The following is a 16,936-nucleotide window of genomic DNA, read 5'->3' on the forward strand; positions in this document are numbered from 1 at the left end:
GTTCAGGCCGGCGGAACTGCCGATCTCCCCCCTTGCGGGGGAGATGGCCGGCAGGCCAGAGGGGGGTGCTGTCCCTCCGACCTCTCCAGCAATGCGCGGGCACATCCTCTGGCTATTTTGCAGGTTGCACGGTTCGACGTTGGAGATCCGTCCCACCCCCCTCTGTCCTGCCGGACATCTCCCCCGCAAGGGGGGAGATCGGATTTCGCCTTTGGTTTTCGCCAACATTCAACGCTGACAGGCAATTTTGTTCTTGCTTTGTGCCGGCAGCTATGCTATTAATTTGGGTAAGGTGCCAATTGGCTCCAACGACCCGCCCTTCGTGGCGGGTTTTTCATTTTCACCCCAACATCAAACAATCCCGCCGCCGACGCTCGCCACCGCCGGCCGTTCCGCTGCGACCTTCGCCCGGTAGCCGGAGGCGCGGTAGGCGGCGACCGGATCGATGGCGCCACCGGTCTTCAGCCGCGCCATGGCAAGGATCGGCTCGACATCGGTGCGATAGGCTATCTTCAGCGTCTGCGTTGCCATCAGCGCATCATTGGCGTCCTGGAAGCCTTCGAGCGCCTTGCGATCGACCAGCAGCGCCTGGGCATAGGCGCGCTGCACTTCAACCGCCGACAGCATCAGGCTTTCGATCGGATCGGTGACGTTGTGGCTCTGGTCGAGCATGTGGGCCGGATCAAACCCTTCGGCACCGGAAAGCTCGGCATCGACCAGTTCGTTGAAGACCAGGAACAGCCGGTAGGGATCGATCGAGCCGGCGTCGAGGTCGTCGTCGCCATATTTCGAATCGTTGAAATGGAAGCCGCCGAGCTTCTTGAACTGGATCAGCCGCGACACGATCATCTCGATGTTGACGTTGGGGGCGTGATGGCCGAGGTCGACCAGGCAGAACGCCTTGTCGCCGAGTTCCGTGGCGATGATGTAGTTGGTGCCCCAATCCTGCACGACGGTCGAATAGAAGGCCGGCTCGTACATCTTGTGCTCGGTGAACAGCTTCCAGTCGTCCGGCAGGCCGGCATAAATCTCCTTCATCGCGTCGAGATAACGCTCGAACGCCTTGGCGAAATTAACCTGGCCGGGAAAATTCGAGCCGTCGCCGATCCACACCGTCAGCGCTTTCGAGCCCAGCGTCCTGCCGATCTCGATGCATTCGAGATTATGCTCGACCGCCTGCCGGCGTGTTGCGGCATCGGCATGCGACAACGAGCCGAACTTATACGAAAGTTTTTGGTCCCTGGCGTCGGAGAAGGTATTGGAGTTGATGGCGTCGAAGCCGAGGCCGAAGCGGGATGCCGCCTGCTTCAGCCGGTTCGGATCGGCCTTGTCCCACGGAATATGCAGCGAGACGGTCGGCGTCGCCTGCGTCAGCTGGCGGATGACGGCGCAGTCCTCGATCTTGTCGAAAATGTCGCGCGGCTCGCCAGCGCCGGGAAAGCGGGCAAAGCGGGTGCCGCCGGTGCCGACGCCCCAGGACGGGATGGCGACGGCGAATTTCTCGACCTTGTCGCGGATGGCATCGATGGCGATGCCGCGGCGGTCGAGGCGCTCGCCGAGGGACTCGTAGTCGCGCTTGAGGTCGGCATTGCGCGCGGCATTGTGCCTGTCGACGAGGTCGGCGGAGATGATGGTTTCGGACATGGTTCCTCCCAAATGCGTTCGGTTGGCGCTGCCCCTCATCCGCCTGCCGGCACCTTCTCCCCGTATAGTGACGGGGAGAAGGGTAAAGCTCCGACGTCGGCGCCAACCCTCAAACGACTGCTTATCGCGTAAAACTCTGCGCGTTGCCGGCGTCGACATTGATGATGTTGCCGGTCGATTTTGCCGACATGTCGGAGGCGAAAAAATAGATCGCTTCGGCGATGTCCTCGGGGAACACCGACCGCTTCAGCATCGAGCGCGAGCGGTAGTGCTCTTCGAGATCGTCGGTCGACATCTTGTAAGCGGCGGCGCGCTGTTCCTTCCATTCGCCGGTCCAGATCTTCGAGCCGCGCAGCACGGCGTCGGGATTGACGACATTGACCCGGATCTGCGCTTCCGCGCCCTCCAGTGCCAGGCAGCGCGCCAGATGGATCTCGGCGGCCTTGGCCGTGCAATAGGCGGCGGCATTGGGCGATGCGGCAAGGCCGTTCTTGGAGGCGACGAAGACGACGTTGCCGCCGATCTTTTGCGTCCGAAACAGCCGGAACGCCTCCCGCGAAACCAGGAAATATCCCGTCGACAGGATGTCCATGTTCTTGTTCCACAGCGCCAGCGTGGTGTCCTCGATCGGCGCCGAGGAGGCCAGGCCAGCGTTGGACACCAGGATGTCGATGCCGCCGAACTCGACCGCTGTCTCGGCAAAGCCGGAGATCACCTGATCCTCGGACGTGACGTTGATGACGACGGGCCGCACGAAATCCTTGCCGTAGGCCTTGGCAAGCTCGTCATTGGCGCTGGCAAGGGCTGCCTCGTCGATATCGGCCAGCACGACGCAGGCGCCTTCGCGCAGCAGCCGGTTGGCGGTGGCGCGGCCAATGCCGCCGGCGCCGCCGGTGACCAGCGCGATTTGGCCGGCAAGAGCTTTCGGTTTCGGCAGGCGCTGCAGCTTTGCCTCTTCGAGCAGCCAGTATTCGATATCGAAGGCTTCCTGGTCGGGCAGCCCGATATAGGTCGACACCGTCGAGGCGCCGCGCATGACGTTGATGGCGTTGACGTAGAATTCGCCCGATATACGCGCCGTCGCCTTGTCGCCGGCGAAGGTCAACATGCCGACACCGGGCATCAGATAGACCACGGCGTTCGGATCGCGCACCGGTGGCGAATCCGCGTGCTTGCAGCGGTCATAATAGGCCTGATAGCCGACGCGATACTCCGCCACATCGTCGACAAGACGGGCAATGACGGCATCGACATCGGGATTCCTGGGATCGAACTCGATGACCAGCGGCCGGATCTTGGTGCGCAGGAAGTGGTCCGGGCAGGATGTGCCGAGTGCCGCCAACGGCCGCAAATCCCTGGAATTGACGAATTCGAGCACCGCAGGAGAATCGTCGAAATGGCCGAGCTTGTGGCTTTTCTCCGAGATCAGGCCGCGGATCCTCGGCATCAGTTTTGCAGCCACAGCGCGACGCGCCGGTGCATCGAGCGATTTGACGATTTCGCCGCCGAAGATCGGCTTGCCCTGGCTCTTGTGCTCGAACCAGTCGATCGCCTGGTTGATCACCGAAATCGTCGTCTCGTAGCATTCCTTCGGCGTGTCGCCCCAGCTGAACAGGCCATGGCTTGCCAGCACGACACCCTTGGCCTCGGGGTTCTCGAGGCAGAATTTCTCCAGCCACAGGCCGAGTTCGAAGCCCGGGCGCTTCCATGGCAGCCAGCCGATCGTGTCGCCGAATATCTCCTTGGTCAGCGCCTGCGAATCCTTGGCGGCGGCAATAGCGATGATGGCGTCGGGGTGCATGTGGTCGACATAAGGCTTCGGCACGAAGGCATGCAGCGGTGTGTCGATCGAGGCCGCGCGCGGGTTGAGGTTGAAAGTGCAGTGGGGCAAATAGCCGACCATCTCGTCTTCATGTTCGAGGCCACGATAGAGACCTTTCAGCGCGCGCAATTTGTCCATGTAGAGCGTGGCGAAGCCGTCGAGTTTGATCGAGGCGCTGTCGCCGCCCGAGCCCTTGACCCACAGCACTTCCACGCTCTGCCCAGTGAGCGGATCGTTTTGCCAGATCTTGGAGGAGGTGTTGCCGCCGCCATAATTGGTGACGCGCTTGTCGGAGCCAAGAACATTCGAGCGATAGACCAGACGTTCGGGCTCGCTCATCGCTTGCGCTTTTGCGTCATCCCAAAGATTGGCGAGGCGCGTGCCGGAGCGCTTGTCGAGCATAGGTAATCCTCCCTTTGGGACACGCAAACGGCGCGGGTCCCTTTTGTGCGAATTTCTACGCAAGCGGCTGTCTTGTCAATCATAAACGATCAATATCAATCATATTGCACTGCACAATGAAATTATCTGATCGGAAATGATTGACACTGCGCGCTTTGGGTGCCTAGATGCTCAAGCAGGGAGGAACCATGCACGAGAAAGAGCGCCACAGGATCATTCTGTCCGCCGTCCAGGAAAAGCCTGTGGTGACGGTGCAGGAGATGGTCGACCTGACGGAGTCGTCGGAGGCGACGATCCGGCGCGACATCGCGGCATTGCATGTGCAAAAGCGGCTGCGCCGAGTGCGCGGCGGCGCCGAGGCGCTCTCGCCGCCGCAGTTCATCGGCCTTGCCGGCCGGCCGTTTTCCGTCAACGAGACGATCAACGCTTCGCAGAAGCGGGCGATCGCACGAGAGGCCGTGGAACTCTGCAAGGACGGCGAGCCGATCATCATCAATGGCGGCACCACCACGTTCCAGATGGTGCATTTCCTGAGCGGCCGCCGCATGCCGATCTTCACCAATTCCTTTCCGATCGCCGAGCACCTGCTCAGGCATTCCAAGAACACGGTGATGCTGTCGGGCGGCACCATCTACCGCGAGCAGAACATCATCCTGTCGCCCTTCGACAATGACGTGACGCGCAATTTCTACGCGCGCCGCATGTTCATGGGCGCGCAGGGACTGGGGCCGCTGGGTCTTATGGAAGGCGACCCGCTGCTGATCCAGGCCGAGCAGAAGCTTATCGACCAGGCGGACGAATTGGTGGTGCTGGTCGACTCCTCGAAATTCCGCAAGCGCTCGAGCCTGATCCTGTGCGGCCTGTCGCGCATCGCCACGGTGATCACCGACGACGGCATCGAGGATCGCGAAGCCAAGATGCTGGAGACCGCCGGCGTGACGCTGATCGTCGCCCGCACAACGGCAAGCAACAAGGAAGAATCTTCGCTGCAGGCCTGAGAAAACTCACGCCCGCAGCGGCGATGGAATGCAACGCTCAAGGGAGGATATTCGATGAGCTTTCTGAAGAAACTGATGGTTACGGCGGCGTTTTCCGCCGCCATGTTCGTGAATGCCGCCTATGCCGAAAACGTCAAGATCGCGCTGGTGGTGAAGTCGCTCGGCAACGGCTTCTTCGACGCCGCCAACAAGGGCGCCGAAGAGGCGGCCAAGGAACTCGGCGACGTCGAGATCATCTACACCGGCCCGACCAAGGCGACCGCCGAAGCGCAGATCGAAGTGGTCAATTCGCTGATCGCCCAGAAGGTCAACGCCATCGCCATTTCGGCCAATGACGCCGACGCGCTGGTTCCGGCGCTGAAGAAGGCGATGGAACGCGGCATCACCGTCATCTCGTGGGATTCAGGCGTCGCGCCGGAAGGCCGCCAGCTTCACCTCAACCCTTCCGACACCAACCTGATCGGCGAGACCATCATCAAGCTTGCCGCCGACTACCTGCCGGAAGGCGGCGATGTCGCCATCCTGTCGGCTTCGTCCACCGCGACCAACCAGAACGCCTGGATCGACGCGGCCAAGAAGGTGCTGCCGGAGAAGTTCCCCAAGATCAAGCTCGTCGCCACCGTCTATGGCGACGACGACTCGGCCAAGAGCACGGACGAGGCCAAGGGCTTGCTGAAGTCCTACCCGAACCTCAAGGCGATCATCGCACCGACCACGGTCGGCGTCGTTGCCGCCGCGCAGGTGGTGACCGATGAAGGCCTGATCGGCAAGGTCAACGTCACCGGCCTGGCGCTGCCGTCGGAGTTCAAGAAGTTCATCGACAACGGCGCCAGCCAAGCGGTTGCGCTGTGGAACCCGATCGACCTCGGCTATTCGGCCGTCTACCTCGCCCACGACCTGGCGGTGAAGAAGGAAGAGGCGAAGCCCGGTGCTACGCTGTCGATCGGCCGCGTCGGCAAGGTCACGCTCGACGACACCAACTCGGCTGCGATGGCTCCGCCCTTCCAGTTCGACAAGTCGAACATCGAAAAGTTCTCCAAGATCTATTGATCCTGGAGCCTTCGAACTGGTGCGGCGGGACCTTGGCCCCGCCGCGGCCTCAACCGGACCTAGTTTCAGGGCTTGATACGATTATGGACACGACAGCCCAACACGAAGTGGCGAAGGAAGCGCCTTTGTCTCCCGGGCCGCGGCTGACGCTGTCCGGCATCTCGAAAAGCTTTCCCGGCGTGCGCGCGCTGCACGATGTCAGCCTGTCGCTCTATCCCGGCCAGGTGACCGCGCTGATCGGCGAGAACGGCGCCGGCAAGTCGACGCTGGTCAAGATCATGACCGGCATCTATCAGCCGGATGCGGGCACGATCAGCATCGACGGCCAGCCCGTCGCCTTGCCCAGCGCCCATGCCGCCTTCGGGCATGGCATCACCGCCATCCATCAGGAAACCGTGCTGTTCGACGACCTGACGGTGGCCGAAAACATCTTCCTCGGCCATGCGCCGCGCACCCGCTTCAAGACCATCGACTGGCGCACGATGCGCAAGAACGCCCGCGAAGTGCTGGACACGATGGGTGCCGGCCATATCGACGCCGATGCCAGGCTGAAGGATCTCGGCATCGCCAACAAGCATCTCGTCGCCGTTGCCCGCGCCATGTCGATCGACGCGCGGATCGTCATCATGGACGAGCCGACGGCGGCGCTTTCGATGAAGGAGATCGAAGAGCTTTTCCTGCTGATCGAATTCCTCAAGAGCGACGGCAAGGCGATCCTGTTCATCAGCCACAAATTCGATGAGATCTACCGCATCGCCGACCGCTATACCGTGTTCCGCGACGGCGAGATGGTCGGCGAAGGCCTGATCAAGGACGCCGGCCAGAGCCAGATCGTGCGCATGATGGTCGGCCGCGCGGTCGATCATATCTTTCCGCAGCGCAAGGCCGAGATCGGCGCGCCGGTGCTGGCCGTCTCCGGCCTGTCGCATCCGACCGAGTTCGATGATATCGGCTTCGAGCTGCACAGGGGCGAGATCCTCGGCTTCTACGGTCTTGTCGGCGCCGGGCGCAGCGAGGTGATGCAGGCGATATCAGGCATCACCCGCACCAGCGGCGGCACGATCACGCTGGAAGGCAAAGCGATCGCGCCGAAATCGGCGGCGGATTCGATCGATGCCGGCATCGTCTATGTGCCGGAGGAACGCGGCAAGCAAGGCGTGGTGATCGGCCTGCCTATCTTCCAGAATGTCTCGCTGCCTTCGCTCAAGCGAACCTCCAAATCCGGCATATTGCGGCTGGCGGAAGAGTTTGCGCTAGCCCGCTCCTACACAGAGCGGCTCGACCTGCGCGCCTCCTCGCTCAGCCAGGACGTCGGCACGCTGTCGGGCGGCAACCAGCAGAAGATCGTCATCGCCAAATGGCTGGCGACCGCGCCCAAGGTGATCATACTGGACGAGCCGACCAAGGGCATCGACATCGGCTCGAAGGCCGCCGTGCACGGCTTCATGGCCGAGCTCGTCGCGCAAGGCCTGTCGGTTATCATGGTGTCGTCCGAACTGCCGGAAATTCTCGGCATGTCCGACCGTGTCGTCGTTATGCGCGAGGGCCGCATTGCCGCGGTCTACGACAATAAGGGGCTCGACGCCGAAACGCTGGTCAGGACGGCAGCGGGGATCGCGGCATGAAGGCTCTTCTCAAATACCGCGAAGTCTGGCTGCTGGCGGCAATCGCCGTGCTGATCGGGCTGATCTCGATGCGTTTTCCGGGCTTTGCCGCTCCCGGCAATGTGCGCCAGGTGTTCAACGACACGTCGATCCTGATGATCCTGGCGCTCGGCCAGATGGTGGTTATCCTGACCCGCTCGATCGACCTGTCGATGGCAGCCAATCTCTGCTTCACCGGCATGGTGGTGGCGATGCTGAACGCCGCGCATCCGGCAATCCCGATCCCGCTGCTGATCGTCATCGCACTTCTGGTCGGCCTGGTGCTCGGCGCCATCAATGGCCTGTTGGTGTGGCGGCTGAACATTCCCTCGATCGTGGTAACGCTCGGCACTCTCACCATCTACCGCGGCGCCACCTTCGTTATTTCAGGCGGCGCCTGGGTCAACGCCGACCAGATGAGCCCCGATTTCATCGGCCTGCAGCGCGCGACGTTCCTCGGCATACCGGTGCTGTCATGGATTGCCCTGCTGGTCATCGCCTTGTTCTTCCTTGTGATGACGCGCACGGCGCTCGGCCGCTCGATCTACGCCATCGGTGTCAACCCGACCGCATCGGTCTATGCCGGCATCGACGTCGGCCGGACGAAATTCATCGTCTTCTGCATTTCGGGGATGATCGGCGGCCTCTGCGGCTATCTCTGGATCTCGCGCTACGTCATCGCCTCGGTCGAGGTCGCCAACGGCTATGAGCTCAACATCATCGCCGCCTGCGTCATCGGCGGCATCTCCATCGCCGGCGGCATCGGCTCGGTCGGCGGCGCGGTGCTCGGCGCGCTGTTCCTCGGTATCATCTCCAACGCGCTGCCGGTGATCAATATCTCGCCCTTCTGGCAAATGGCGATTTCGGGCAGCGCCATCATCCTGGCCGTGGTGCTCAACGCGCGCGGCGAACGCCGGCAAGGCCGCATCATCCTCAAAAAGGCGGAAGTGGCATGACCGATACCCCTGCCCCGCGCCATGTTCCGAACCGACTCGACAAGCCGTTCACTGCGGCGATCTTCTCATGGGAGGCGCTGCTGGTCGTCGTGGCGGTCGCCATCTTTGCCGTCAACAGTTTTGCCTCGCCCTATTTCCTCGACGCGTGGTCGCTGTCGGACCTGACTTTCAACTTCACCGAAAAGGCGCTGATCGCGCTGGCCATGGCACTGCTGATCATCTCCGGCGAAATCGACCTGTCGGTCGCCGCTATCATCGCACTCGCCTCGACGATGATGGGCATGGCGGTGCAGGCCGGCGCCGGCACGCCTGTCCTGGTGGCAATCGGCATCGTCGTCGGGCTCGGCTGCGGCGCCTTCAACGGGCTGCTCGTCACCAGGCTGGGGCTGCCGTCGATCGTCGTCACCATCGGCACGATGAGCCTGTTTCGCGGCGTTGCCTTCATCATCCTCGGCGACCAGGCCTACAAGGGCTATCCCGCGAGCTTCGCCTTCTTCGGCCAAGGTTATGTCTGGTGGGTGGTGTCGTTCGAACTGACGCTTTTCCTGGTCGCGGCCGTCGTCTACTGGTTCCTTCTGCATCGGACGAGCTTCGGCCGCCGGGTCTTTGCCATCGGCAACAACCCGGTTGCGGCGCAGTTTTCCGGCGTGCGTGTCGGCCGCATCAAGTTCATCCTGTTTTGCCTGACCGGCCTGATGGCGGGCATCGCCTCGGTGCTGATTACGTCACGGCTCGGCTCGACCCGGCCGTCGATCGCGCAGGGCTACGAACTCGAAGTCATCACCATGGTGGTGCTCGGCGGCGTCAGCATTCTCGGCGGCGCCGGCAGCATTCTGGGCGTCGTGCTGGCGGCCTTCATCATGGGGCTGGTGACCTTCGGTCTTGGCCTGCTCAACGTGCCGGGGATCGTCATGTCGATCTTCATCGGCCTGCTGCTGATCATCGTCATCGCGCTGCCGATCCTGTGGCAGCGCGTGCGGCGGGAGCGCTTTGCCTGATGCCCGAAAAATATGCGTTCAAGATGAAGCTCAATCCCGGCATGAAGGCCGAATACAAGAGGCGCCACGACGACATCTGGCCGTCACTCGTCGCGTTGCTAAAACAGGCTGGTATCTCCGATTACTCGATCCATCTCGACGAGGAGACCAACACCTTGTTCGGCGTGCTGTGGCGCCGTGACGACCATGGCATGGACGAATTGCCTAAGCATCCGGCGATGCAGCGCTGGTGGGCCGAGATGGCAGACATCATGGAAACCAAGCCGAACAACGAGCCGGTGGCGGTGCCGTTGGAAACAATGTTCCATATGGAATGACCCGCCACGTCGCCGTCATCGATATCGGCAAGACCAACGCCAAGGTGGCGCTGGTCGATCTCGCCGCAGCAAGCGAAGTGGCGCTGCGCAGGATGGTCAACGAGCCGGTTCGGCAACGCCCGTATCCGCACCACGACGTCGAGCGGTTATGGGCGTTCATCCTCGGCAGCCTGGCAGAGATCGATCGCGAGCAGCGCATCGACGCGATATCGATCACCACCCATGGCGCAACGGCGGTGCTGGCCGACGCATCAGGCGAACTGGCGCTGCCGGTGCTCGATTACGAGTTCGACGGTCCGGATGCCTTCGCCAAGGACTACGACGCGATCCGCCCGCCTTTCACCGAGACCGGCACGCCGCGCCTGCCGGCCGGCCTCAATCTCGGCGCGCAGTTGTTCTGGCAGCAGAAGCGCTTTCCAGCGGATTTCGCCAGGGCCGCCGCGATGCTGATGTATCCGCAATACTGGGCCTTGCGCCTGACCGGCGTCGCCGCCAGCGAGGTGACTTCGCTCGGCTGCCACACCGATCTGTGGAACCCGTGGAAAGCGGATTTTTCCTCACTGGTCGACCGGCTGGAATGGCGCCGGCTAATGGCGCCGGTGCGGCAGGCCAAGGACCGCTTGGGCCCGATCCTGCCCGCTCTGGCGCGGCAAACCGGCCTCGATCCGCAAACGCCGGTGTATTGCGGCCTGCACGATTCCAACGCCTCGCTGCTGCCGCATCTCCTGTCCGACAAGCCGCCTTTCTCCGTCGTCTCGACCGGCACCTGGGTGGTGTCGATGGCGGTTGGCGGCAGCAAGGTCACGCTCGATCCGGCGCGCGACACGCTGGTCAATGTCAACGCGTTCGGCGATGCCGTGCCCTCGGCGCGCTTCATGGGTGGCCGCGAGTTCTCCGTGCTGACGGAAGGCCAATCGGAAGACTGGACCGAAGACGATGTCGCCGCGGTGCTCGCGCGCAAGACGTCCCTGTTGCCTTCGACCCAACAGGATTCGGGGCCGTTTCCGCACTATGCCGCGGCGTGGCTCAGCGCCGAAGGTATGACGGCCGGCCAGCGCTTTGTCGCCATCTCGTTCTACCTGGCGCTGATGACCGCGACCTGCCTCGATCTGATCGGCGGCGGGGGGTCAACCATCGTCGAAGGACCCTTCGGCCGCAACCGGCTGTTCACCCGCATGCTGGCTGCGGCGACGGCGCGCGCCGTCATTGCCTCCGCGGCTGCGACAGGCACCAGCATCGGCGCCGCCTTGCTGGCGTCGGACCAGGGGACACCGCAAGGCAGAGGCGAAAGGACCGAACCGTCGGCCGATCCACTCTGGACAAGTTACGTGCGCTCCTGGCGTTCGGCAGTCGACGAACGAGCCTGACCGCCGAGCTCATGGCGCCCTGCGGTCAGGCCGTTGCTAGCCCGCGTAGAGCAATCCTTGTGGATCGATCTCCGGCTTGCGGCCGGCGACCACGTCGGCAAGGAATTTTCCCGAACCGCAGGCCATGGTCCAGCCGAGATGGCCGTGGCCGGTATCGAGATATAGATTGTCATACCGCGCCCGGCCGATGACCGGCACGGAGTTCGGCATCATCGGGCGAAGTCCAGCCCAGAGCTCGGCCTTGCTCTCGTCGAAGGCGCCGGGGAACAGGTCCTTGCCGGTGTTCAGGATCGAGTTGAAATCGCGCGGCTTGAACGTGCGGTCGAAACCGGTGAACTCCGCCGTCGAGGACATCCGCAGCCGATTTCCCAGCCTGGAATAGCCGATCAGCCGGTCCTCGTCGGCGCCGCCCATGATCGGCCCGTTGCTTTCATCTTCCAGCGGAACGGTCACGGTATAGCCCTTCACGGGATAGACGGGCAGGTCGATGCCGTAGCGGCGGCCGAGCAGACCGCTCTCCGGCCCCATGGAAATGACCACGGCGTCGCCGGCCACCGGGCCGGCCGAGGTCATCACCGCGCGCACCCGGTCGCCGTCGATGTCGAGGCCTTCGACCGTCGTGCCGTAGAGGAATTGGACACCGAGTTTTTCGGCGGCATAGGCAGCGAGGCGCTGCGTGAATTGACTGGAATCGCCGGTCTGGTCGATCGGCGAATAGACGCCGCCGGCAATTTTGTCCTTGGCTCCGGCAAGGCCGGGCTCGAGCTCGACCAGCCGGTCGCGGCCGACGATCTCGATCGGCAGGCCATGTTCGGCGAGATAGCGGTAATTGTCGGTGCCGGTATCAAAGCTCTGCTGCGAGCGGAAGAAATACAGAATGCCTTTCTTGCGCTCGTCATAGTGGATGCCGGTGTCGGCGGAGATGGCGTTGATGCAGTTGCGCGAATAGAGCGCCAGGCGCAGCTTGATCTCGGTGTTGGCGCGCATGCGCTTATGCGTGCACTGGCGCAGGAAGCGCAGGCTCCAGGCGACAAAATACGGATCGAAGCGCAGCCGCACCTTGATGCCGAGATCGTGGTTGTAGAGGGCTCGCAGGAACGTTTTAAGCGCGGCGGGCGAAGCCCAGGCGGTGGCATCGCCGGGAGATACCAGGCCGGCATTCGACTGGCTGGTGCCGCGCGCCGCCGCCGGATGGCGCTCGATCACCGTGACTTCATGGCCGTCGCTGGCCAGACAATAGGCCGCCGCCGTGCCAACGACGCCGGCTCCAAGCACCGATATTTTCATGCCGCCCCCAAGTCGAACGCAGCCGAACGCCTGCACGCTCAGCCGTGAGGCCCTTCAATAGCGCCTCTGCCTCCTGCCGACGAGCCCTTGCGGAGAGCCCGCGCTTAGCCCAGAGCCGAATTCTTGCTGGTCAGGATGCGCTCCCAGGCAAGCGCATCGGAGACGATCTGGTCGAGGTTGTCACGCTGCGGGGTCCAGCCGAGTTCGCCGCGGGCCAGCTCCGAATTGGCGACAACCGCGGCGGCGTCACCGGGGCGGCGCTCGCCCATCCGCACCTCGAAATCATGGCCGAAGACGCGGCGTACGCTGTCGATGACCTCGAGCACCGAATAGCCGTGGCTGTAGCCGCAATTGGCGACCAGGCTCGATCCGCCGGCACGCAGCCGCTGCAGGGCCAGCCGATGCGCCGCCGCCAGGTCGCTGACATGGATATAGTCGCGCATGCAGGTGCCGTCCGGCGTCGGATAGTCGGTGCCGAACACCTGCATGAAGGGGCGCTTGCCGAGCGCCGTCTCGCAGGCGACCTTGATCAGATGCGTGGCGCCGGGCGTCGACTGGCCGGTGCGGCCCTTCGGGTCGGCGCCGGCGACGTTGAAATAGCGCAGCGCCGTATAGCGCAGCCCATAGGCAATAGCCGCGTCGCGGAGCATCCATTCGCTCATCAGCTTGGACAGGCCGTAGGGCGATTCCGGCGCAAGCCTGGCGTCCTCGCGTACCGGCTCCAGGCCGGCGCCGCCATAGACGGCGGCGGTCGAGGAAAAGATGAAATTGGGCACGCCTTCGCGCACCGCGGTCTCGATCAGGGTGCGTGTCTTGCAGGTGTTATTCTCGTAATAGGCAAGCGGGTCGGCCACCGATTCGGGCACGACAATCGAGCCGGCGAAATGGATGATCGCGTCGACCTTGTTGTCGCGGATGATCGAGGCGACCAATTCCTTGTCGGCGACATCGCCGACGACGAGCTTTGCTTCCGGAGCCACCGCCCATTCAAAGCCGGTCGAAAGCCGGTCGAGGACGACGACGCTGTCGCCCGTGTCCAGCAACTCCCAGACCATATGGCTGCCGATATAGCCGGCACCGCCTGTCACCAAAACCGTCATCCGCATCCTCGCTATTCATGATTTATCGGAACTGTCTCAATCGTCGCCGTACTGGAAAACCTGCCGCCAGGCCATTACAATCTGCAGTAACCAGTCTCATCGGCGGGTGGCATTGTCCTGAAACAAGATTGATCCACATCAAGGGAATAGGCCACGTTCCGTGGTCGTTAGGAACAGGCCTGGGGCGTGGCATTTTGACCAAAACGGTGCGGTGGACGGCGAATAGGCCAATGACTATGATCCCGCGCAAAATTGGGAAGGCGACATGAATTACCAGCGGTTCTTCGAGGAAGCGATCGACCAGCTCCATGCAGAGCGTCGCTATCGCGTCTTCGCCGACCTTGAGCGTATCGTGGGAAAATTCCCGCGCGCCATCTGGCGTGCCAATGGCCGCGCCGAGGAAATCACCGTCTGGTGCTCCAACGATTATCTCGGCATGGGCCAGCATCCCGACGTCATCGCCGCGTTCCAGAAGGCGGCAGGCAAAATGGGATCGGGGGCCGGCGGCACCCGCAACATTTCGGGCACCAGCAACCCGCTGGTCGAGCTCGAACTGGAGCTTGCCGACCTGCACGACAAGGAAGCGGCACTGGTTTTCACCTCCGGCTTCGTTTCAAACGAAGCGTCGATCTCGACCATTGCAAAGCTGCTTCCCAATTGCCTGATCATCTCGGACGAGCTTAACCACGCTTCGATGATCGAGGGTGTGCGGCGCTCGGGCGCCGAGAAGAAGATCTTCCGCCATAACGACGTCGCGCATCTCGAAAGCCTGCTGCAGGCGGCCGGCCGCGAGCGTGCCAAGCTGATCGTCTTCGAGAGCGTCTATTCGATGGATGGCGACATCGCGCCGATCAAGCAGATCGTCGACCTCGCCGAGCGTTACAATGCGATGACTTATATAGACGAGGTCCATGCCGTTGGCATGTACGGACCGCGCGGCGGCGGCATCACCGAGCGCGAAGGGCTGGCCGACCGCATCGACATCATCGAGGGCACACTGGCCAAGGCGTTCGGCACGCTTGGCGGCTACATCACCGGCACCAGCGCCGTGATCGACGCCGTGCGCTCCTATGCGCCGGGCTTCATCTTCACTACGGCGCTGCCGCCGGCGATCGCTGCCGCGGCAACCACCTCGATCCGCCATCTCAAGCGCTCGCAGGCCGAGCGCGACGCGCAGCTGCGTCAGGCGACACGGACCAAGGAAGTGCTGGCCGCAGCCGGCCTGCCGGTGATGGAATCGCCTACCCACATCGTGCCGCTGCTGGTCGGCGATCCCGAGCTCTGCAAGATGGCCAGCGACCGCCTGCTCGGCGTGCAAGGCATCTATATCCAGCCGATCAATTACCCGACAGTGCCGCGCGGCACCGAACGGCTGCGCATCACGCCGACACCGTTCCATTCTGACGCGCTGATTGCCTCCTTACAGGACGCGCTGGTCGAGACATGGGATGCGTTGGGGATTCCCTACGGTTCGGCCGGCCGGCCTTCAGTGGCCAAGAGCGACCGCGTCATCCCGCTGCTGGTGCCGAAGTCGGGCGGGTAACCTCCGCCGCTACGGGCACCATTGCGGAAGCCGCCTATCGGTGCCGCCTCATTTTTCAGTGCTGCGATGCCTGGCGCGAAGCTCAACACACCTCACACAGTCGTCATCCACTTCGCCAGCCGGTGCGCGGCTTCTTCGAGCTGGTCGAGGCGGCGGTGGAAGCATAGCCTGAGGAAAGCTTCGCCACCGGGGCCGAAGGCGGTGCCGGGCGCCAAGCCGACATTGGCGCGGTCGACCATGTCGAAGGCGGCAGCGCGGGAATCGGTGATGCCGTCGACGGCGAAGAACAGATAGAACGCGCCCTGCGGCACGGTGAACCGCGCCCTGCCGGTTTCGGCGAGAATGCCGCAGACGAGGTCGCGCGCCGCCCTCGCCCGCTCCACCTGTTCGACGATGAAGGCATCGCCCTCGTCGAGGGCGACGACGGCGCCGCGTTGCATGAACTGCGCAACGCCGGAAGTCGAATACTGGACCAGGTTCTCGAACACCTGCTGCAAGGCGGGATGGATCTTGATCCAGCCGATGCGCCAGCCGGTCATCGCCCAGTTCTTGGAAAAGGAATTGACGAACAGGATGCGGTCCTCATCGGCCATGATGTCGATGAACGACGCCGCGCGGCCATGGCCGTAGTGGAACAGCGAATAGATCTCGTCGGCAATGATCCACAGGCCCCTTTCGCGGGCGAGATCGAGGATTGCCTGCAGCGTCTCCTTGTCGGCGGTCCAGCCGGTCGGGTTGGACGGCGTGTTGACGAACAGCGCCTTGGTCCGTGGCGTGATCGCCGCTGCGATCTTGTCGACATCGCAGGACCAGCCATTGCCGGACTGATCAAGGGTGACTGCAACCGGAACGGCGCCGGCCACGCCGGCGGCGGCGGCGAAATTCGGCCATGCCGGCGACAGGTAGACAAGTTCGTCGCCCTTGCCGGCCACCGCGTCGATGGCCATCTGGATGGCATGCATGCCGGAGCCGGTGACGATGAATTCTTCGTTGGCGAAAGTCTTGCCGAAATGCCTGGTGTAGTAGCGGGCGAGCGCCTGCCTGAGTTCGGGAATGCCCCGCTGCCAGGTGTAGAAGGTCTCGCCGGCGGCCAGCGCCTTGGCGGCGGCATCGGTGATGAAGGCAGGCGTCGGCAGGTCGCCCTCGCCGGCCCAAAGCGGGATCATACCGTCGCGGCCGCGGCCACGATTCATGACGGCGACAATGCCGCTTTCCGGCGCCGCCCGCGCTTCGGCGCGCAGAGTATCGATCAGGGTCATGGATGGTCCGTTTTCGTTTGCTCGACTGCTAGCGTGTTTCAGGGCGGACGAAAACAGAAAACCCCGGCCGCAAGCGACCGGGGTTTTGGTCCAGAAAGTTGCCGCAGGCGCTACTTTCTGGCGAGGAGATCGCGAATTTCGGTGAGCAGCGCGACGTCGGCTGGTGGCGGAGCGGCCGGGGTAGCCGGTTTCTCGCGCTCCAGCCGCTGGCGCAGATTGTTCACCGCCTTGACCATCAGGAAGATAATGAAGGCGAGGATAAGGAAGTTCAACGCCACGGTGATGAAGCTGCCATAGGCGAAGACCGCGCCCTGTTTCTTGGCATCCGCCAGCGATGTGGCGTTAACGGCCGAGGACAAGGGCAGAAAGTAGTTGTTGAAGTCTAATCCGCCCAAAATCGCCCCGATGACCGGCATGATGATGTCGTCGACCAGCGAGGTGACGATCTTGCCGAAGGCAGCGCCGATGATGACGGCGACGGCCAGGTCCATCACATTGCCCCTGGAAATGAATTCCTGAAACTCTTTCAGCATTCGACCCTCCTTTTCCT

Annotated in this window: 14 protein-coding genes; 8 read left to right on the forward strand and 6 right to left on the reverse strand. The window is 63.1% G+C overall.

Translation table 11 applies throughout. From position 1 onward, the window contains the following. Positions 1-351 precede the first annotated feature (351 nt). On the reverse strand, positions 352-1,644 hold the full coding sequence (gene rhaI / locus NKI22_RS09080) for an L-rhamnose catabolism isomerase (RefSeq protein ID WP_352852425.1): 1,293 nt from the start codon (positions 1,642-1,644) through the stop codon (positions 352-354). 121 nt (positions 1,645-1,765) lie between these two features. Further along, on the reverse strand, positions 1,766-3,868 hold the full coding sequence (locus NKI22_RS09085; RefSeq protein WP_352852424.1) for a bifunctional rhamnulose-1-phosphate aldolase/short-chain dehydrogenase: 2,103 nt from the start codon (positions 3,866-3,868) through the stop codon (positions 1,766-1,768). Positions 3,869-4,056: 188 nt separating this feature from the next. Between NKI22_RS09085 and NKI22_RS09090 the strand changes: the two genes are divergently transcribed. The 7 genes from NKI22_RS09090 to NKI22_RS09120 all read left to right on the forward strand — a co-directional run bounded on the left by NKI22_RS09090 (position 4,057) and on the right by NKI22_RS09120 (position 11,197). Next, a complete protein-coding gene (locus NKI22_RS09090) occupies positions 4,057-4,866 on the forward strand; it encodes a DeoR/GlpR family DNA-binding transcription regulator (protein WP_352493797.1) in 810 nt (269 codons plus the stop codon). A gap of 54 nt (positions 4,867-4,920) precedes the next feature. Beyond that, a complete protein-coding gene (gene rhaS, locus NKI22_RS09095) occupies positions 4,921-5,916 on the forward strand; it encodes a rhamnose ABC transporter substrate-binding protein (protein WP_023719466.1) in 996 nt (331 codons plus the stop codon). 83 nt (positions 5,917-5,999) lie between these two features. Next, positions 6,000-7,541, forward strand: a complete 1,542-nt coding sequence (locus NKI22_RS09100) for a sugar ABC transporter ATP-binding protein (RefSeq protein WP_352852423.1) — start codon at positions 6,000-6,002, stop codon at positions 7,539-7,541. Further along, complete coding sequence (locus NKI22_RS09105; RefSeq protein WP_352493795.1) at positions 7,538-8,515, forward strand: ABC transporter permease; 978 nt, start codon at positions 7,538-7,540, stop codon at positions 8,513-8,515. The genes NKI22_RS09100 and NKI22_RS09105 overlap by 4 nt, the downstream gene beginning before the upstream one ends. After that, the gene (locus NKI22_RS09110; protein ID WP_352482463.1) at positions 8,512-9,513 is read left to right on the forward strand and encodes an ABC transporter permease; all 1,002 of its coding nucleotides are present in this window, start codon (positions 8,512-8,514) and stop codon (positions 9,511-9,513) included. Before NKI22_RS09105 ends, NKI22_RS09110 begins: the two co-directional genes overlap by 4 nt. Further along, positions 9,513-9,830, forward strand: coding sequence for an L-rhamnose mutarotase (gene rhaM / locus NKI22_RS09115; RefSeq protein WP_352482465.1), 318 nt, complete (start codon positions 9,513-9,515; stop codon positions 9,828-9,830). The genes NKI22_RS09110 and rhaM overlap by 1 nt, the downstream gene beginning before the upstream one ends. Further along, complete coding sequence (locus NKI22_RS09120) at positions 9,827-11,197, forward strand: FGGY-family carbohydrate kinase (protein WP_352852422.1); 1,371 nt, start codon at positions 9,827-9,829, stop codon at positions 11,195-11,197. The genes rhaM and NKI22_RS09120 overlap by 4 nt, the downstream gene beginning before the upstream one ends. A 36-nt stretch (positions 11,198-11,233) precedes the next feature. Here NKI22_RS09120 and NKI22_RS09125 read toward each other — a convergent pair whose 3' ends face one another. Both NKI22_RS09125 and galE read right to left on the reverse strand, forming a co-directional pair. Next, complete coding sequence (locus tag NKI22_RS09125; RefSeq protein ID WP_352482468.1) at positions 11,234-12,484, reverse strand: D-amino acid dehydrogenase; 1,251 nt, start codon at positions 12,482-12,484, stop codon at positions 11,234-11,236. 104 nt (positions 12,485-12,588) lie between these two features. Beyond that, a complete protein-coding gene (gene galE, locus NKI22_RS09130; RefSeq protein ID WP_023719473.1) occupies positions 12,589-13,584 on the reverse strand; it encodes a UDP-glucose 4-epimerase GalE in 996 nt (331 codons plus the stop codon). A gap of 265 nt (positions 13,585-13,849) precedes the next feature. Here galE and hemA point away from each other — a divergent pair, with 265 nt between their 5' ends. Further along, entirely contained in the window at positions 13,850-15,127 is a 1,278-nt protein-coding gene (hemA, locus tag NKI22_RS09135) for a 5-aminolevulinate synthase (protein ID WP_352852421.1), read from the forward strand. 92 nt (positions 15,128-15,219) lie between these two features. Here the strand turns inward: hemA and NKI22_RS09140 are convergent, their stop codons facing one another. Together NKI22_RS09140 and mscL are read right to left on the reverse strand one after the other, a co-directional pair. Beyond that, on the reverse strand, positions 15,220-16,386 hold the full coding sequence (locus tag NKI22_RS09140; RefSeq protein ID WP_352482469.1) for a pyridoxal phosphate-dependent aminotransferase: 1,167 nt from the start codon (positions 16,384-16,386) through the stop codon (positions 15,220-15,222). Positions 16,387-16,496: 110 nt separating this feature from the next. Continuing rightward, positions 16,497-16,919, reverse strand: a complete 423-nt coding sequence (gene mscL / locus NKI22_RS09145) for a large conductance mechanosensitive channel protein MscL (protein WP_023719476.1) — start codon at positions 16,917-16,919, stop codon at positions 16,497-16,499. Positions 16,920-16,936 lie beyond the last annotated feature (17 nt).

It is taken from the genome of Mesorhizobium sp. M0778 (assembly GCF_040320105.1).
GTDB lineage: Bacteria > Pseudomonadota > Alphaproteobacteria > Rhizobiales > Rhizobiaceae > Mesorhizobium.

Coding starts and splice junctions, on each gene's coding strand:
- rhaI (WP_352852425.1), bottom strand. CDS start 1,644: ATGTCCGAAACCATCATCTCCGCCGACCTCGTCGACAGGCACAATGCC.
- NKI22_RS09085 (WP_352852424.1), bottom strand. CDS start 3,868: ATGCTCGACAAGCGCTCCGGCACGCGCCTCGCCAATCTTTGGGATGAC.
- NKI22_RS09090 (WP_352493797.1), top strand. CDS start 4,057: ATGCACGAGAAAGAGCGCCACAGGATCATTCTGTCCGCCGTCCAGGAA.
- rhaS (WP_023719466.1), top strand. CDS start 4,921: ATGAGCTTTCTGAAGAAACTGATGGTTACGGCGGCGTTTTCCGCCGCC.
- NKI22_RS09100 (WP_352852423.1), top strand. CDS start 6,000: ATGGACACGACAGCCCAACACGAAGTGGCGAAGGAAGCGCCTTTGTCT.
- NKI22_RS09105 (WP_352493795.1), top strand. CDS start 7,538: ATGAAGGCTCTTCTCAAATACCGCGAAGTCTGGCTGCTGGCGGCAATC.
- NKI22_RS09110 (WP_352482463.1), top strand. CDS start 8,512: ATGACCGATACCCCTGCCCCGCGCCATGTTCCGAACCGACTCGACAAG.
- rhaM (WP_352482465.1), top strand. CDS start 9,513: ATGCCCGAAAAATATGCGTTCAAGATGAAGCTCAATCCCGGCATGAAG.
- NKI22_RS09120 (WP_352852422.1), top strand. CDS start 9,827: ATGACCCGCCACGTCGCCGTCATCGATATCGGCAAGACCAACGCCAAG.
- NKI22_RS09125 (WP_352482468.1), bottom strand. CDS start 12,484: ATGAAAATATCGGTGCTTGGAGCCGGCGTCGTTGGCACGGCGGCGGCC.
- galE (WP_023719473.1), bottom strand. CDS start 13,584: ATGACGGTTTTGGTGACAGGCGGTGCCGGCTATATCGGCAGCCATATG.
- hemA (WP_352852421.1), top strand. CDS start 13,850: ATGAATTACCAGCGGTTCTTCGAGGAAGCGATCGACCAGCTCCATGCA.
- NKI22_RS09140 (WP_352482469.1), bottom strand. CDS start 16,386: ATGACCCTGATCGATACTCTGCGCGCCGAAGCGCGGGCGGCGCCGGAA.
- mscL (WP_023719476.1), bottom strand. CDS start 16,919: ATGCTGAAAGAGTTTCAGGAATTCATTTCCAGGGGCAATGTGATGGAC.